This is a genomic window from Flavobacterium caeni (assembly GCF_900101895.1).
GTDB classification, from domain to species: Bacteria; Bacteroidota; Bacteroidia; order Flavobacteriales; family Flavobacteriaceae; genus Flavobacterium; species Flavobacterium caeni.
Map to the genome: position 1 here is coordinate 36,271 of NZ_FMVF01000010.1, position 15,939 is coordinate 52,209.

The 15,939-nt window shown below is 50.2% G+C and carries 15 protein-coding genes and 1 pseudogene; 9 read left to right on the plus strand and 7 right to left on the minus strand.

Annotation, left to right across the window (positions count from 1 at the left end; translation table 11 throughout):
- Window positions 1-16 precede the first annotated feature (16 nt).
- Together BLP55_RS10890 and BLP55_RS10895 are read right to left on the minus strand one after the other, a co-directional pair.
- Complete coding sequence (locus BLP55_RS10890; protein ID WP_091143647.1) at window positions 17-2,629, minus strand: DUF5916 domain-containing protein; 2,613 nt, start codon at window positions 2,627-2,629, stop codon at window positions 17-19.
- Window positions 2,630-2,748: 119 nt separating this feature from the next.
- Window positions 2,749-3,768 carry a LacI family DNA-binding transcriptional regulator gene (locus BLP55_RS10895; RefSeq protein WP_091143650.1) on the minus strand — a complete coding sequence of 340 codons (1,020 nt, stop codon included), beginning with the start codon at window positions 3,766-3,768 and terminating at the stop codon, window positions 2,749-2,751.
- 212 nt (window positions 3,769-3,980) lie between these two features.
- Here BLP55_RS10895 and rplM point away from each other — a divergent pair, with 212 nt between their 5' ends.
- The 6 genes from rplM (at window position 3,981) to BLP55_RS10930 (ending at window position 8,898) form a co-directional block, all read left to right on the plus strand.
- A complete protein-coding gene (gene rplM / locus BLP55_RS10900) occupies window positions 3,981-4,436 on the plus strand; it encodes a 50S ribosomal protein L13 (RefSeq protein ID WP_091143655.1) in 456 nt (151 codons plus the stop codon).
- A complete protein-coding gene (rpsI, locus tag BLP55_RS10905) occupies window positions 4,436-4,822 on the plus strand; it encodes a 30S ribosomal protein S9 (RefSeq protein WP_091143659.1) in 387 nt (128 codons plus the stop codon). Before rplM ends, rpsI begins: the two co-directional genes overlap by 1 nt.
- 214 nt (window positions 4,823-5,036) lie before the next feature.
- On the plus strand, window positions 5,037-5,855 hold the full coding sequence (rpsB, locus tag BLP55_RS10910; RefSeq protein ID WP_091143662.1) for a 30S ribosomal protein S2: 819 nt from the start codon (window positions 5,037-5,039) through the stop codon (window positions 5,853-5,855).
- 127 nt (window positions 5,856-5,982) lie between these two features.
- The gene (gene tsf, locus BLP55_RS10915) at window positions 5,983-6,804 is read left to right on the plus strand and encodes a translation elongation factor Ts (RefSeq protein ID WP_091143666.1); all 822 of its coding nucleotides are present in this window, start codon (window positions 5,983-5,985) and stop codon (window positions 6,802-6,804) included.
- 896 nt (window positions 6,805-7,700) lie between these two features.
- On the plus strand, window positions 7,701-8,348 hold the full coding sequence (locus BLP55_RS10925; protein WP_091143673.1) for a queuosine precursor transporter: 648 nt from the start codon (window positions 7,701-7,703) through the stop codon (window positions 8,346-8,348).
- Window positions 8,338-8,898, plus strand: coding sequence for a DNA-3-methyladenine glycosylase I (locus BLP55_RS10930; protein ID WP_091143677.1), 561 nt, complete (start codon window positions 8,338-8,340; stop codon window positions 8,896-8,898). Before BLP55_RS10925 ends, BLP55_RS10930 begins: the two co-directional genes overlap by 11 nt.
- On the opposite strand, the gene ald is transcribed toward BLP55_RS10930, so the two are convergent.
- The 4 genes from ald to BLP55_RS10950 form a co-directional block, all read right to left on the minus strand.
- Entirely contained in the window at window positions 8,895-9,968 is a 1,074-nt protein-coding gene (ald, locus tag BLP55_RS10935) for an alanine dehydrogenase (RefSeq protein WP_091143681.1), read from the minus strand. The two genes, BLP55_RS10930 and ald, sit on opposite strands and share 4 nt — an antisense overlap.
- An 81-nt stretch (window positions 9,969-10,049) precedes the next feature.
- Complete coding sequence (gene aat, locus BLP55_RS10940) at window positions 10,050-10,685, minus strand: leucyl/phenylalanyl-tRNA--protein transferase (protein ID WP_091143683.1); 636 nt, start codon at window positions 10,683-10,685, stop codon at window positions 10,050-10,052.
- Between the two features lie 49 nt (window positions 10,686-10,734).
- Window positions 10,735-11,112 (minus strand): DUF3127 domain-containing protein, encoded by a 378-nt coding sequence (locus BLP55_RS10945; RefSeq protein WP_091143687.1) that lies wholly within the window; start codon window positions 11,110-11,112, stop codon window positions 10,735-10,737.
- Between the two features lie 21 nt (window positions 11,113-11,133).
- Window positions 11,134-12,012 carry a flavin reductase family protein gene (locus tag BLP55_RS10950; protein ID WP_091143691.1) on the minus strand — a complete coding sequence of 293 codons (879 nt, stop codon included), beginning with the start codon at window positions 12,010-12,012 and terminating at the stop codon, window positions 11,134-11,136.
- Window positions 12,013-12,251: 239 nt separating this feature from the next.
- Between BLP55_RS10950 and BLP55_RS10955 the strand changes: the two genes are divergently transcribed.
- Window positions 12,252-13,964, plus strand: coding sequence for a hypothetical protein (locus tag BLP55_RS10955; RefSeq protein ID WP_139149651.1), 1,713 nt, complete (start codon window positions 12,252-12,254; stop codon window positions 13,962-13,964).
- 39 nt (window positions 13,965-14,003) lie between these two features.
- Here BLP55_RS10955 and BLP55_RS10960 read toward each other — a convergent pair whose 3' ends face one another.
- A complete protein-coding gene (locus BLP55_RS10960; RefSeq protein ID WP_091143698.1) occupies window positions 14,004-14,501 on the minus strand; it encodes a helix-turn-helix domain-containing protein in 498 nt (165 codons plus the stop codon).
- Between the two features lie 212 nt (window positions 14,502-14,713).
- Here BLP55_RS10960 and gloA2 point away from each other — a divergent pair.
- Both gloA2 and BLP55_RS10970 read left to right on the plus strand, forming a co-directional pair.
- Window positions 14,714-15,100: pseudogene (gloA2, locus tag BLP55_RS10965) on the plus strand (SMU1112c/YaeR family gloxylase I-like metalloprotein).
- Window positions 15,101-15,258: 158 nt separating this feature from the next.
- Window positions 15,259-15,876, plus strand: coding sequence for a succinate dehydrogenase/fumarate reductase transmembrane subunit (locus BLP55_RS10970; RefSeq protein ID WP_091143701.1), 618 nt, complete (start codon window positions 15,259-15,261; stop codon window positions 15,874-15,876).
- The last annotated feature ends 63 nt before the right edge of the window (window positions 15,877-15,939 follow it).

Here is a 15,939-nt window from a genome sequence, read left to right on the forward strand (position 1 = left end):
AAATTTTCAGATTGGTTTACAAAACAAATCTGTATGTTGCCTTGATCAGGAAAATGTTCTCGGGGCGCTTGTCTAAAATTTGCGAATCGAGTCCTTCAAACAAGCCGTCGCGCGTATTGGCGAGCCCTGTCATACCTTGCGACCACACCAAAAACACTTCCGAACCCGGAATGTACTCCCAACGCAACACCAGGTTCGAACGGAACTGCACATACGAAAAATCGGGGTTGGCGAACGAATAATCGACCGTGCCGTCGGTGTTCTCATCTATCGCATAACGCGCGCCATCAAAGCCAAGCTGTGCGGCACCAAACCACGCGACGCGGTCGGTGTGTTTGTTCGCGGTGGGACTGGTTACGCGGTTGAAACGCGAATAAATTCCCTTCGAAATAAACGGTTGTCCATAGTATTGGATCGTCAAATTCGGGTTGATGTTGTAATCGAGCCGGATGGACGCGCTAAGCGTACGCTGATCGATGTCGGCCATCAGATAACGGCGCTCGGCACCAAAATCGGTTTGGCCCACATACTGGGTTTGGTTGCTGTTGCGGCTGTAATTGGGCCCGAGCGAAATCGTACAAGCGTTCACCGGACGATAGGTAAATCCCGCGTCGAATTCGGTGTAAAAAAACGATTGATCCTTGCCCTGCGACATATACGCGCCGCCATAAAACGACAATTTGCGACGCGAATCGGTATTGAAATTGAGCGACTCGAACACCTCGTTGGAATACCTGAACCGCGGCCCGCCTTGCAAAACGGCGTTCTTGTAAATCCGCGGTGCATAGTTGACCTTTGCGTTGACATACCAGTTGTTCTTGAGGTTGGCGTTGGTGCTCAGCGAGTACTGCATCAGGTTGAAATTGCCTTCAAAATCGTGGAACGACACCTGCTCGAAACGCGAATTGATCTGTCTGAAATACCCGAATGGCTTGAGCGTTTGGTGCGTCAGGATCGCATACTGGCGGATCTCATCGGCCTGGCGCAAAAACCCTACGTCATTGAGTTCGAGTTCGGGTGAACGCCACATCAACAGTCCGTAGTAGCGCCAGTTCCCGACGCTTTGCTTGCCGCCTTCGATGCGCCCGCCCGTACCCGTGAGCGACGTACGGCCCGGGTCTACGGCCACGTGACCTGCATCGGAACGTTGGAACAAATGCGCAATCGACCGCTGGGTCGCCTCGATCGCCTGCGCATGCCCTTTGACATGGCTCGTCACAAAATTGGCCGTCACGAAATATTTGCGGTTCTTCCAGTTGTGGTTGAAATCGACGCCCGCGGTGTAGGCCGCGCTGTGCAAAAAATCCGATTCGGCGCCTTCGAGATTGCGGTTGGTGGCCGTAAACATCGCGCCCAAAAAAGTATTGCGTTGGTTCATGTCCTTTTGCACGCGCCCTACAAAATAGTTGGTCATGGGCTCTACGACCGATGTCCTTCGGTAAAGGCCGTTGTCGATACGCGCAAATTCCCTGGCGGTGACGCTTTCCAAAACGCCAATCGACCAGCCGTCCTTGGTTTTGCCGCTGAATTTGGCCGCGCCCAAAATGGTGGTGTTGTCTGGGATGTCGACAAACTCACCCGGCGTTGTGGCGGGATAGCCTTGCGGACTACGACCGATGCGGCGCGAATAGAACAAATTGTCCTGCCCGTCGGCAAACCTGAAATTGAACACGTTTTTATTTTCGACAAAAAAGGGCCGTCGTTCCTCGAAGAAAATCTGGAACCCGTCGAGCGCGATGGCGGCCGGATCGGCATCGACTTGCCCAAAATCGGGGTTGATGGTCAAATCGAGCGTCAAATCGTTGGTCACGCCAATCTTGGCATCGAGACCGCCGTTGAGTTTGTAGTCGTTCCCGGTGCGGAACGGATTCCCCGGCTCAGCTTCGTAGGTATCCTGCTGGGCCACGACAAAAGGTTGTATCTCGAGTTGCTTTTGCGGCTGCAAATCGATGAGCCCGCGCAGTTCGCCAAACTCGCTCACCCAACCCGGCGCATCGCGCGGTACGCGTTGCCATACCGAGCGTTCTTCGGCGCGAAAGTAACGTCTTGTAGATTGCAAACCCCAGATTTGCTCCTTGCTGTCGCCAAACTTGAGCTGGCTGAAAGGAATCTTGACTTCGGCCGTCCAACCCTCGTCGTCGATATGGGTCTTCATGTACCAGATGGGGTTCCAGCTGCCGTCCCAATTGTTGCCGTTGTCCGAGACAAATTCGTCGCCCTTGACCCCCGATACCGAAACGGTGAACGAAAAAGCCGTGCGTTTGTCGTTGTAGCTGTCGATGTTGATCTCGACCCAATCGCCCTCGAACCCGTCGCGGCGCGACATGCGCTTGACGATGCCCTTGGGATCCTTGTCGTAACAGCGGAACGCGAAATAGAGGAATTTTTTGTCGTAGACGATCTTGAACTTAGTCTGTTCGGTGGGCGGTGTGTTTTCGTCGGGCTGGTTTTCGATGTAGTCGCCGGTCCATTCGACGATGTCCCAGGCCTTCTCATCGATCAATCCGTCGATGGTGGGCGATTCGACGTCTTGGAGCGCCCGCGTCGTATAACTTTTCTTGGGAACAGCCGTCGATTGGGCACTGGCCATAGCGGTGTAAAGCAAAAACGAAACAAAAATGCAACGCATGGTTTTTTGATTTCCCGAATAGACTCGCGTTTGGGGGTTGCGTTACAGTTTTTGGGGTGCGATTTGGTGCAAAAAAAAAGCCATCGAAAAGATGGCTTGCTATTCCTTATTATTAATGTCTACAATTTGCGCGTCGAATCGCGTTGGCGCAATTCGGTTTGGATGACCTGCGTTTGGAACCCTTCCTGATCGCGGCTTTCAAGCCGGGCGATGAGCAATTTGGCCGCTGCCTCGCCGATTTCGGGACCGTGCTGGCTTACCGTCGAAAGGCTTGGCGTCATGCGGCGCGACCAGATGCCGTCGGCGAAACCAATGACCGAAAGCTCTTCGGGGATCTTGTACCCGTGACGCAAACCGAATTTGATCGAAGAGACCGATGTGTGTTCGTCTACGGCAAAAACCCCATCGACCTTATGCGCCTTGAACAACGCCTCGGCTTTTTGGTTGAAATCTTCTTCGGAATCGGTGCGAATGATGAGTTTGTCATCGACTTTAATATTGTTTTTCTCGAGTGCATCAAAATAACCCTTGGCGCGCAATTTCCCGACGCTCAAGTTGTCGATGGCCGAAAACAACGCAATCTTGCGGCAACCGAGTTTGATCAAATGCTGTGTGGCGTTGACCGCCGATTCGTAATCGTCTACAATGACTTTGTCGCAGGCCACTTCGTCGGACACGCGGTCGAACATGACCACGGGTGTACCACCTTTGATGATTTCCTTGAAATGGTCAAACTCGCCGAGCTTTTGCGCTTCTTCCGAAATCGAGAGTACAAACCCGTCGATCGTACCGTTGGAGAGCATGTCGAGCGCATGCACTTCCTTTTCGAGCGATTCGTTCGAGATACAGGTGATTACATTATAACCCTTTTCCTCTGCCACCTTTTCGATGCCGCTGAATACCTTGGCGAAAAACGAATTGAGGATGTTGGGCACGATCACCCCAATGGTCTTGGTCGAGCGGTTCTTGAGGTTGAGCCCGATGATGTTTGGCTTGTAGTTTTTGAGCTTGGCATATTCCTGAATCCGGACCTTGGTGGGCTCGGAAATCTCGGGGCTGTTGTTGAGCGCTTTCGAGACGGTAGATACCGAAACATGCAGCTCTTTGGCTATTTGCTTGAGGGTCGCTTTTTCTTTCATACGGCGGGTTGGTTGGCTGATGCGTAGCAAATATAAGAATATAATTGTCGGAGTGAATATTATTACCGATTTTGGTTTGTTTTTTAGGCATTTTTGCGACTGCATTTTACAGTGTTAAAATTATCTTGTATAGGCATTTGCATTTAAAATAAATAATTGTACTTTTGCAACCCCTTTATTGGGGATGGAATGTTTAATTAAAATAAATTATTGTGAACACATTAAGCTACAAGACAGTTTCAGCCAACAAGGCAACCGTCTCTAAAGAGTGGGTTGTCGTGGATGCTGAAGGTCACAACTTGGGTCGTCTGGCTTCTAAGGTCGCTATGATCTTGAGAGGCAAGTACAAGCCAAGTTACACACCGCACGTTGACTGTGGCGATAACGTAATTGTTATCAACGCAGAGAAAATCAACCTTACGGGAGCCAAATTGGACGACAAAATCTACATGCGTCACACCGGCTATCCAGGGGGTCAGAGAACTTTGACCGCTAAAGTATTGCAGCAAAAGAACCCTGCAGCTTTGGTAGAAAAAGCAGTGAAAGGAATGCTCCCGAAAAATAAATTGGGCGCTGAGCTTTTCAGAAATTTGAATGTTGTTGTAGGCGGAGAGCACAAACACGCGGCTCAAAAACCTAAAACTGTTAACCTAAACGATCTTAAGTAATGGCAGTAATTCACAAAATCGGCCGTAGAAAAACAGCCGTAGCACGTGTGTATGTTTCTGAAGGAACAGGCAAAATCACGGTAAACAAAAAAGAATTCGCGACTTACTTCCCGACCGCTACGTTGCAGTACAAAGTAATGCAGCCTTTGCAAATGACCGAAAACGCAGGTAACTTCGACGTAAAAGTAAACGTTTACGGCGGCGGTACTACCGGTCAGGCAGAAGCAGTTCGTATGGCTTTGTCTCGCGCGATGTGCGAAGTAGGCGAAGGAAACCGTGCGATCTTGAAGCCTGAAGGATTGCTTACCCGCGACCCACGTATGGTTGAGCGTAAGAAATTTGGTCAGAAAAAAGCGCGCAAGAGATTCCAATTCTCTAAACGTTAATTTTCAGTCGAATGTCGAAAGTCTGAAAGTCGAAGGACAAAAATCAGACGACAAAGACAAAAAAACAAATTCATCAAAAAAGTTATTGTTGTTCTCAGGCTGCGGCCTGAAATTAGTTTAGCATCAAAATGAAGCCTTGCCAAAGTGCACATCGGTTAACACCGAAAGCCAAAGGGAACATTGCTAATTCAACAGAACGTAAACTATTATCAAAATGGCAAACAAAGTAGAAGTTAAAGACTTACTGGAAGCAGGCGTCCACTTTGGACACATGACCAGAAAATGGGACCCGAACATGGCCCCGTACATTTACATGGAGCGTAATGGTATTCACATTATCAACCTGTACAAAACTGCCGCGAAAATCGAAGAAGCCAACGAGGCTTTGAAAAAAATCGCCGCATCTGGCCGCAAAATCCTTTTTGTTGCGACCAAAAAACAAGCGAAAGACATCGTTGCTGAAAAAGCACAATCGGTAAACATGCCGTACATCACTGAAAGATGGCCAGGTGGTATGTTGACCAACTTCGTCACCATCCGTAAAGCTGTTAAGAAAATGGCTTCTATCGACAAGATGAAGAAAGACGGTACTTTCCAAACCCTGTCTAAAAAAGAACGTTTACAAGTTGACCGTTTGCGTGCGAAACTCGAGAAGAACTTGGGTTCAATCGCCGACATGTCTCGATTGCCGGCTGCGCTTTTCGTAGTTGACATCAAAGCTGAACACATCGCAATTAAAGAAGCACACAAATTAAACATTCCAGTTTTTGCCATGGTCGACACCAACTCTGACCCGCGTGAGGTAGACTACGTGATCCCGGCCAACGACGATGCTTCTAAATCAATCGATAAGATTTTAACCTTGGTTACCGCTGCCGTACAGGATGGTCTTTCTAACAGAAACACCGACGCTGTAGTAGAAGACGACGCCGAAGCAAACGACATGGAAGCTGCTGCTGTTGCAGAAGTTGAAACGCCGGTTGCCCAAGTTGAAGCTCCTGCCGTAGAAGCAGAAGAGAAAACCGAAGAGTAAAACTTTAAATTCCAATGAACAAATTCCAAATTCCAAACTTAACATAACGTTCAAACTGGAATTTGGGATTTGGAATTTGGAATTTTTACTTTTAAAAAGAATTCAAACTTTATAACTAATTTAAATTATGGCAACTATAACAGCTGCAGACGTAAATAAATTAAGAACAATCACCGGTGCCGGTATGATGGATTGCAAAAAAGCCTTGGTAGAAGCCGACGGCGATTTTGATTTGGCCATCGAAAACCTGCGCAAAAAAGGCCAGAAAGTAGCCGCCAACCGTTCAGACCGTGAGTCTACCGAAGGGGCTGCCGTAGCCGTAGTTAACGCCGACAAGACCGAAGGCGTTGTGATCACTTTGAACTGTGAGACCGACTTTGTAGGTAAAAACGAAGGCTTCCAGAAATTGGCCAACGACATGGCAAACATCGCCTTGAACCACGACACCAAGGAATCATTCCTGGCTGCCGACTTCAACGGTATCTCTGTTGCCGAAAAATTGATCGAGCAAACCGGTGTCATCGGCGAGAAAATCGAGGTCGCTTCTTTCGAGAAATTGAAAGGCGCTTTCGTTGGATCGTACGTTCACTCGGGTAAGATTGCCGTTTTGGTATCGTTGTCGGCTGCTGTAGCCGGTGCCGAAGAAGCTGCCAAAAACGTAGCCATGCAAGCCGCTGCGATGTCGCCGATTGCTTTGGACGAAACCGGTGTCGATGCCGATACGGTAGCCAAAGAAATCGAGATCGCCAAAGACCAATTGCGTCAGGAAGGCAAGCCAGAGGCCATGCTCGACAACATCGCGAAAGGCAAATTGCAACGTTTCTTTAAAGACAACACCTTGGTCAACCAAGATTATATCAAAGACAGCTCGATGAGCGTGTCTGCCTACGTAAAATCGGTCGACGCCGGTCTTACCGTTACAGGCTTCAAGCGTGTTGCATTAGGTTAATCCTTATTAATTCACGATAAAAACCCGGTACTGTGTATCGGGTTTTTTGTTTTTTGGGCGTTGCCGCAACGCGAACGTTCTTTCTAAATTTCAACTTTTGAAACGTTGCGGCCGCGTTATCGGCTGCACGCGGTGCTTGCCTCTACCGCTAACGCGGTTTACGTTCAACCGGACGTTCGTGGTTATAGTGGTGTTTTCGCTGCCGCGGGCTTTCTTTTGTCTGGCAACAAAAGAAACAAAAATGCCTAGGCGCAAGACCGCTCGGCGACCAGCCAGTTTTCGCTGGCTAAATCAAAAAAACTCGCCTGCGGCTCAAACACTTTTTGATTTTACGCCAGCTTCAAACGGCCGGTGCCCGCCTGCACGCTCAATTGCGCCAACCTCACGACGAACGTTTATCGTAGATCGAAAATCCGTCTTCCGCTTTGGGCGTTCGTCCAACGCGCTGGGAAGATTGTCGTGACCGGAAGATACTTCCCCGCGAGGACGTTTTACGACGAACGTCCCAAGCGAGACGATTCGTTCAACTTTGAAAGAACGTTCCTCGTGCGGATTTTTGGCGCAGCGGGCAAGCCAAAAATGCAAATATGACTTTCCTGACGGGCGCGGCATTCACTATCGCAGCGTTAAGAAAATCAAATGAGTGAGCGTTAAGAGCCAGGTGCTGTCTGAGCGAAGCGAGTTCAGCTGGCTTAGCGAACGAATTTGATTTTTAGCGAGAGAGTGTGCCGCTACGCCTTTTTGCTACTTTTGCGGCGAGGCAAAAGTAGGCCTGCGGCAGCATAGCCCCGATTGAAGCGGCATCCTTTTGCGAAACGCAGTGAAGCAAAAGATACAGCGGAAAGCGGGAAACAGCTCCAAAAAAATTAGCTATATTTACCCAACAAACCACCCCCATGTTCCAAACCAAAAAAGAAACCCTCTACCTCATCCTGGCCGGTGTTTTCATCACCAATGCCGTAACGGCAGAGCTTATTGGCGGCAAACTCATCGACGTGTTCGGCGTGCCGATGAGCGTGGGGATCCTGCCTTGGCCCATTGTGTTTTTGACCACCGATTTGATCAACGAATACTTTGGCCCCAAAGGCGTCCGAAAGTTGTCGTTTCTTACCGCGGGGCTCATCGCCTATTGTTTTTTGCTGCTGTTTTTGGCGCTCGGGATTCCGGCTTCGGGGATCAGCGGTGTGAGCGACCAGGCGTTTTTTGCGGTGTTCGGACAAAGCATGTGGATCATCGTGGGCAGCATCACGGCGTTTTTGGTTTCGCAAATGATCGACGTGACGATTTTTCATTTCGTCAAAAACAAGACCGGTCCCAGAATGTTGTGGTTGCGCACCACGGGATCTACCGTCATCTCGCAATTCTTCGACAGCTTTATTGTGCTCGGCATCGCCTTTTGGCTCACGGGCAAAATGGATACGGCCACGTACATCCAATCGGGGCTTATGGGTTATTCGGTCAAACTCGTTATTGCCGTGGCGCTGACACCCGTAATTTATCTGGCCCATTCGCTCATCGACAAATACATTCCACATGGAAACTAAAAAACGCTGCGCCTGGTGCGAAAAAGACGATTTGTACCGCGATTACCACGACAACGAATGGGGCAACCCCGTGTATGACGATGCCACCTTGTTCGAATTCCTGCTGCTCGAAACGTTCCAGGCAGGCCTGAGTTGGTACACGATACTGGCCAAACGACAACACTTTGCCAAGGCTTTCGACCGTTTCGACTACCAAAAAATAGCCCGGTACGACGAAGCCAAAATACAAGAACTTATGCAGGACGCGGGCATCATCCGCAACCAGCTCAAGATACGCGGCACGGTTTCGAACGCCAAGGCATTTATGGAAGTGCAAAAGGAATTCGGCAGTTTCTCCAAATACATTTGGGGATTTGTAGACGGCAAACCCATCGTCAACCACCACCAAAGCATGGGCACGGTCCCGGCCACGACGCCACTTTCGGACGCCATCAGCAAAGATTTGAAGAAACGCGGGTTCAAATTCGTCGGCTCGACGGTAGTGTACGCGCACATGCAAGCCACAGGCATGGTCGACGACCACATGGCCGATTGCTGGAAACGCAACTAGGCCAGAATCTCCTTGTACAAAATTTCGCCCCTGACAATGTTGAGCCCTTTCTCGAGGTCCTTGTAACGCGCGCACGCTTCCTCCCATCCGAGGTTGGCAATTTTGAGCACATACGGCAACGTCACGTTGGTGAGCGCCAGCGTAGACGTGTAGGGCACGGCCCCGGGCATGTTGGCCACGCAATAATGCACCACATCGTCTATGATGTAGGTTGGATCTTCGTGCGTCGTGGCGCGTGTGGTCTCGAAACAGCCGCCTTGGTCTACGGCCACGTCCACGAGCACGGTGCCTGGCTGCATTTCCTTGAGCATGTCGCGCGTGATGAGTTTGGGCGCCTTGGCCCCCGGAATCAACACGCCGCCGACGATCAAATCGTGCGTCTTGATGTGTTTTTTGATGTTGTAGGCGGTAGACAATTCGGTCACAACATGGCTCGGCATCACATCGTTGACATACCGCAGCCGCTTCATGTTGATGTCGAGGATGGTCACGTGCGCCCCCAATCCAGCGGCCATTTTCGCGGCCTGTATCCCGACGACGCCCGCACCCAGGATAAGCACCTTTCCGGGCGGAACACCCGGCACACCGCCCAGCAATACACCGCGTCCCTTGATGGGTTTTTCGAGGTATTTGGCGCCCTGTTGGATGGCCATACGACCGGCCACTTCGCTCATGGGCGTGAGCAACGGCAGCGAACCGTCGGCGTCTTCGACCGTTTCGTAGGCGATGCAGATGGCCTTGCTCGCGATCATGGCTTCGGTAAGCTCGCGGCTCGACGCAAAATGGAAATAGGTAAAAACGATTTGTCCTTCGCGGATAAGCGGGTACTCGACGGCAATCGGTTCCTTGACCTTGACGATCATGTCGGCCGCCGCATAAACCGCCTCGGCACTGCCCGTGAGCGTTGCGCCCGCATCCTCATAATCCGGATCGGGAAAGCCGCTGCCTTCGCCTGCCGAGCGTTGGACGAATACGGTATGGCCCGCACGGACGAGTTCGAATACACCTGCCGGCGTCAAGCCCACGCGACTCTCATTGTTCTTTATTTCTTTTACTACCCCTACTTTCATGATGGTTGATTTTAAAAATTTAACCAAATATAAAAGTTTACCCTATCAAAAATAGGGGTCGGATATAATTTTCGATGAAAATTACGATTTTAACGTCCTAATAAATGCGGCGCGTGGTATTTCGCGACAACCCAAAAGCGCGAGGTGGTCGTTGTAAAGCTGGCAATCGAGCAGTTTGTACTGGTTGGCCCGCAAATGCTCGACCAACGCGATAAAGGCCACCTTCGAGGCGTTGGACACCACAGAGAACATGCTTTCGCCGCAAAATACATGACCCAAGTCGGTACCATACAAGCCGCCCACGAGACGGCCCTCCTGCCACACCTCGACCGATTGCGCCTTACCCAATTCGTGCAGCTTGCAATAGGCCTCTACGATCTCGTCGGTGATCCAGGTGCCGGTTTGCCCCTTGCGTTTCGATTTTTTGCAATGCGTGATCACGCCGCGAAAATCGCGGTTGAACGTTACCTCGAAAATGCCCCGGTTCAAGATGTTGCGCATGCTTTTCGATACGGTGAATTCGTCGAGGAACAACACCATACGCGGATCGGGCGACCACCACAAAATGGGGTCGTCCTGGTCGAACCACGGAAAGATGCCGTGGCGGTAGGCCAGCATCAGGCGTTCGGGCGACAGGTCGCCGCCAATGGCCAGCAAGCCGTTCTCGTCGGCCGTTTCGACCGCGGGAAAAAACAAATCCTTTGACAAAAAATACATAACGACAAAGCCCCGAAAACGGGGCTCTTGTTTATTGGTTTACCTATGATTAGAACGGCAAATCGTCGTGCTCTTCCTCGTTGAAATTCGCGGCAGGTTCGAACGTTTGGGCCGCAGGCATTGGCGGCGCTTGCTGGGCGACCGGCTGTTCGGCCTGCAAACGCTCTACGCGCCAACCCTGGATGGTATTGAAATAGCGCGTCTCGCCTTGCGGGCTCACCCATTCGCGGCCGCGCAGGTTGATCGACACTTTTACCTGATCGCCTGGCTTGTATTGGTTGAGCAGTTCGGTTTTGTCCTGCGTAAATTCGATCATGATGTGTTGCGGGTATTGCTCGTCTGTGGTCACGACCAATTCGCGTTTCTTGAAACTGGCGCTTACTTGCTGTTCGGCGTTGATTACTTTGATTCTTCCTGTTACTTCCATCTTTCTTTGTTTTAAAAATTCTTATTGCGGTTTGGCCAGCAATACCTTCCAAGCCGACTGCACGTCGTTTTGGTCGATGTATTCCTTGGCCTTTTGGTGTTGTTTCAAGGCGTCGTCACTACTGAGCACGCCCTTGACGGCAAAATTCTCACCGACAAAAACGGCGATCTCCTCAGGCGTGGGCAACGATTCTACATTGCCGAGCATCCCCAGGTCGTTGCCGTCGAATACGGTGCTGCGTTTGACAAAATCGGGGATCTGGTCTACGCCGATGCCGAGCGTCGTAAGCGGTTTGGGCACCTCGAACAGCCCTGCGTTGGCACGCGAATACCAATTACCGCCCAACCTGGAAACCAAATCGATTTTGTGCTGGTCGATGCGACCAGCCTCGTCGAGGATGGCTTCGGAGAGGTGCATCTGGATTACCTCGCAGATGACCAGGTTGCCCGCGCCCCCGTTTTCGCCCAAAGCGATCACGTCGTTGACCTTGCACTCGAACTGTACCGGCGATTCGGCCACGCGGTACGGCTTGACCTTGAGCGACGGCAACTTGGTGAGCCCCGACTTGACGAATTCGTCTACGCCCTCGGCATATTCGGTACTCGAGAGCGAGGCCTGCTGTACGATGTTATAATTGACCACGTTGATCACGACCTCCTTGGTCTCGAGCACGTTTTCGAGCGTGTGCTTGGTGGTGTTGTCGCGTACGCGGCGCGATGGTGAAAAGACCAGAATCGGCGGGTTGGCGCTAAAGAGGTTAAAGAAGCTGAACGGCGACAAATTGGGCTTTCCCGATGCGCTCAAGGTACTCGCAAACGCGATGGGACGCGGCGCGACGGCACCCTGCAGGTAGGCTTGCATTTGGACGGTAGGGACTTCTTTGGGGTCTATGGTGATCATACAGGCGGTTTGAACAAAAGTATAAAAACGATGTCAGACTGCGTTGCAGATTTTCTACGACTTATCAACCATTCCAGCATTTCCTTAGACGGACCTATCGCGATTGCGAAGGTTTTCATGGCTGTAAAAATTTATACTTATAAAAATAGGCTTTAACCTATTGCAGAAGCAAAAATTTATATCTAAATTCGACTTTTATCAATTTGATTTTCAGCCTCTCGTATAAAAAAATGACAAACATGCCTTTCCCTAAAAAACACCTGTCCCTGAAGTATCTTTTCGCACTGACCTTGGCCTTGGTCTTTACAAACTGTCAAGACGACGACGCCCAACCAGACAGCTCCGGGCGCAACGGCGGCGCGGCCTACCGTTACCAGGCCGTCCTGATCGACTTGCCCGAAACGCAACTTACGCAAAACCATTACGGAGCTACGCTTGCCGGCCAAAACATTCTTTTGCTGAAAGTAGACGACCACACGCTTGTTTTTAGCGTCCCGGGCGATTTTCCTTTGGGTAATGCCGAGCTGCTGGTGCCTGAATTGGACAATATGAAGATTGCCTACAACATTGTACAGCCTGCGCTCACCCAAAGTGCGGAGGCTACGATTGCTCCGCTTATCTTAAATTTTGAAACCTACTTCGCGAGTATCGAAACACCAAATGAAGACAGCAATCTGGCACTTAACAATTATCTGGCGTTCAAGAACTATGTAGACACCCAAGCAACGGCAGAGGAAAAAATGGAAATTGCCCTTTTTTATCAAACGAACAAAACAGTGATCGACGATTTCCTGTCGGTAGAAGATCTTGGCGGACGTGTCCTTTCAAGCAATGACGTTTCGGAAGAATTGCGGCAGAAGATTTACACCAAATTCGGCAAAGCCGGCGCTATGGCCATTGCCGCTGCGCTTGGCGGCGCGGGCATAGGAGGAATAATTGCAGGGCCTGTGGGTGCAGCGATTGGCGCAGCGGCGGCTTTTAGCGTTGTCTATCATAAAAACAAGGAAATAGGTGACGATATCGGCAACGACTACGGTATCGCGTATGAAAACGCGGTCAATGGTGTGACCGGTGAAAACGACAGAAATACCACCAGTACCATGAGCCTTTCCAGTGATACACCCGCGACTTTTACTTTTCAAATCGCAAGAAGAACCATTATCGCAACCGACGGCAGTAACCAAAACGAAGCCATGCAAAAGTACTTTTCAAGTGTTTCGATGTTCAATGAAGCCGTAGACCACATGAACGGCATTATCAATAGCATCTCGATAGTCGATTTCACGGAGTTTAGCCACGAAACAGTTCCCTCTGACAGCAACGCCCAGCAGCAGGACGTAACGCTTGAAACCATGAACAATTTTTCATTCAGCATCGCCCACCCCAACCTTCAACTGATAAATTCGACACTGGAGAACGAAGGCCTATTAAATCTGAAGGTAAAAATAGTAAACACGACGCAACCGTCCGTATCGGGAGAACTAAGGTATGCGTACAGCGATGCGCTGAATGGTTTTTCGGGAAAATTCCCAATAGAGGTAGAAAATAACCTGCAAGGTACCTGGACATTGACCCATTTTGATGGCTATGCCATGGGGATATGGGACAATGCTGACTGCCCGCGATACAGAACGGTATCGGGCAGCATTACCTTTACCGGGCAGTCCTTTTCTGCGCAATCCTATTCACAAGACCAAGGAACATGGATGGATGAGTTTGGCCAGATTCAATGCAGCACCATGAGTTCCGGGAACGAAACTTTTACCGGAAATTATGCAGGCGACGGCTCCAATTACCTGGTAACAAATCTTCAACTATCAGGGCCGACGATTGGCGGTAATCCAAACGGACATATAACTGTGGTCGACAACAACCATATCGAAATGACCCTGAATGTCATTTGGGACGGTGTAGAGCCTGACACCGTAGTGCTCAAATACACCCGACAATAGTCAACCAAAACCCGAATTTTCCACGTCATTTAGATGCGCTTATTTCTCGCGCAATTGCGACTCAAGCCACTTTTGTTCGTGTTGCTGGCGCTCGAGCCGGATTTGAAATTCCACGAGCGATCGTACGAGCTTATCGGCCGCGGCGCCCGGTTTGGGAAACGAACTTTTTTGGGGCTGGCCTTTTCGGCGTTGCATATCGAGTTCGGCCAACGCCCTGAAGTTGTCGCGTTGTTGCAGTTGCTTGGTCAGCGCTTCGACCTTGCCTTGGTTGTAGACCTGTCCGTGGCGGTTCTTGGCAAGCAGTTCTTCGAGTTGTTTGCGGCGTTCGGCGGCGAGCGCCGCATCGTTCAGTTGGGCCGCCTTGAGCGCGTCGTGGTCTTTGCGGATCTCGGCCAGCCGTTGTAAAGCCTCTACCGGCAAACTGCGCCGACCCGAGTCGAACATGGCCATTTGGCTACGGCTTACGCCCAACATCAACGCCAGGTCGGATTGTTTGATGCCGAGCATTTTGCTTGGGGTGGATTCACTTCTTTTCATTGTATCGATTTGTGACAAATTTACATAAAATGTCAACATGTCACACGATTTGGTGTGACATGTTGGTATTTTGTGTGAAAATGTTACAGGATTGGATGGGCGTTTTCCGACCGTTGTTTGTCACAACATCGGTTGCTGTCGCAGAATTCGGTATATTTGAAGTGCATTTCGCAAACCGATATGCCGCAAACAACCAGACCCTCACCTATCCCTTGAAAATCAAAAGCCTCCACCATACCGCCATCATCGCATCGGACTACGCAAAATCCAAAAAGTTCTACACCGAAATCTTAGGGCTTGAGATCGTGCGCGAGGTGTACCGGTAGCAGCGCGATTCCTACAAGCTCGATCTGTCGCTGAATGGCCAATACGTGATCGAACTGTTTTCGTTCCCGAACCCGCCCAAAAGATTGACCCGACCCGAAGCGACCGGTTTGCGGCACATCGCCTTTGCCGTAGAAAATATAGACGATGCCGTGACCGAGCTGCTATCCAAAAACATCAACCCCGAACCCGTGCGGACCGATGAGTTGACGCACAAAAAGTTTACGTTTTTTTATGATCCCGACGGTTTGCCGATCGAGATTTATGAACTTTGATTGCTAGCCTTGGATGGCCTTCCGTGCGCATTTTTAGAACGTTACATGGTACGTATTCCACCAAGAAACCTTATCTTCGGGATAACGGATCATCGCTTTTACGGTCATCGCAGCCGCCTGCGGGGATGTAGGCCTTCGAACCCAAAATCGGACTTCTTTTGGACACAAAAAAACTACATTACTTCTCTGGCGTTGCGATTGCGATTTTCGTGGGATTTCACTTGCTCAACCACCTGTACAGCCTTTGCGGAGCAAATGCCCACATCGCATTAATGGATGATTTGAGGGTCGTCTATCGAAACAGGATTGTGGAGACCTTGCTTTTATTGGCGGTCGCAATCCAAATCATTTCGGGGATCAAGTTGGCCGCAGAAAAACGGAAATCTGCATCGGGTTTTTTTGAAAAGCTACAGATTTGGACGGGGCTTTACTTGGCGCTCTTTCTCGTCATCCATGTAAGCTCGGTGCTGATGGGCAGGCTGGCATTGCACCTGGACACCAACTTCTATTTTGGCGTCGCCGGGCTCAATACGTTTCCGTTGAGTTTGTTTTTCTTTCCGTACTATGGCTTGGCCGTACTTTCGTTTTTTGGCCATGTAGCCGCCATCCACGCGAAAAAAATGAACCGCAACATCGTGGGCATTCGGCCGATCAACCAGTCTTTCATCATCGTCGGTTTGGGAATACTATCGACATTAGTGATGTTTTACGGACTTACAAATGGCTTTAAGGGCGTGACCATACCCAAAGCCTATGGGGTATTGACGGGCCAATAAAACTGGCAACCGCGATAAATTCCCCCAAGTCACCGACGGTCAAAACAAAGAAAAATCAAAAAC

Excerpts from the sequence above, each read along its gene's own strand:
- BLP55_RS10890 (WP_091143647.1), bottom strand. The coding sequence starts at position 2,629 with ATGCGTTGCATTTTTGTTTCGTTTTTGCTTTACACCGCTATGGCCAGT.
- BLP55_RS10895 (WP_091143650.1), bottom strand. The coding sequence starts at position 3,768 with ATGAAAGAAAAAGCGACCCTCAAGCAAATAGCCAAAGAGCTGCATGTT.
- rpsI (WP_091143659.1), top strand. The coding sequence starts at position 4,436 with ATGGCAGTAATTCACAAAATCGGCCGTAGAAAAACAGCCGTAGCACGT.
- rpsB (WP_091143662.1), top strand. The coding sequence starts at position 5,037 with ATGGCAAACAAAGTAGAAGTTAAAGACTTACTGGAAGCAGGCGTCCAC.
- tsf (WP_091143666.1), top strand. The coding sequence starts at position 5,983 with ATGGCAACTATAACAGCTGCAGACGTAAATAAATTAAGAACAATCACC.
- BLP55_RS10925 (WP_091143673.1), top strand. The coding sequence starts at position 7,701 with ATGTTCCAAACCAAAAAAGAAACCCTCTACCTCATCCTGGCCGGTGTT.
- BLP55_RS10930 (WP_091143677.1), top strand. The coding sequence starts at position 8,338 with ATGGAAACTAAAAAACGCTGCGCCTGGTGCGAAAAAGACGATTTGTAC.
- ald (WP_091143681.1), bottom strand. The coding sequence starts at position 9,968 with ATGAAAGTAGGGGTAGTAAAAGAAATAAAGAACAATGAGAGTCGCGTG.
- aat (WP_091143683.1), bottom strand. The coding sequence starts at position 10,685 with ATGTATTTTTTGTCAAAGGATTTGTTTTTTCCCGCGGTCGAAACGGCC.
- BLP55_RS10945 (WP_091143687.1), bottom strand. The coding sequence starts at position 11,112 with ATGGAAGTAACAGGAAGAATCAAAGTAATCAACGCCGAACAGCAAGTA.
- BLP55_RS10950 (WP_091143691.1), bottom strand. The coding sequence starts at position 12,012 with ATGATCACCATAGACCCCAAAGAAGTCCCTACCGTCCAAATGCAAGCC.
- BLP55_RS10955 (WP_139149651.1), top strand. The coding sequence starts at position 12,252 with ATGCCTTTCCCTAAAAAACACCTGTCCCTGAAGTATCTTTTCGCACTG.
- BLP55_RS10960 (WP_091143698.1), bottom strand. The coding sequence starts at position 14,501 with ATGAAAAGAAGTGAATCCACCCCAAGCAAAATGCTCGGCATCAAACAA.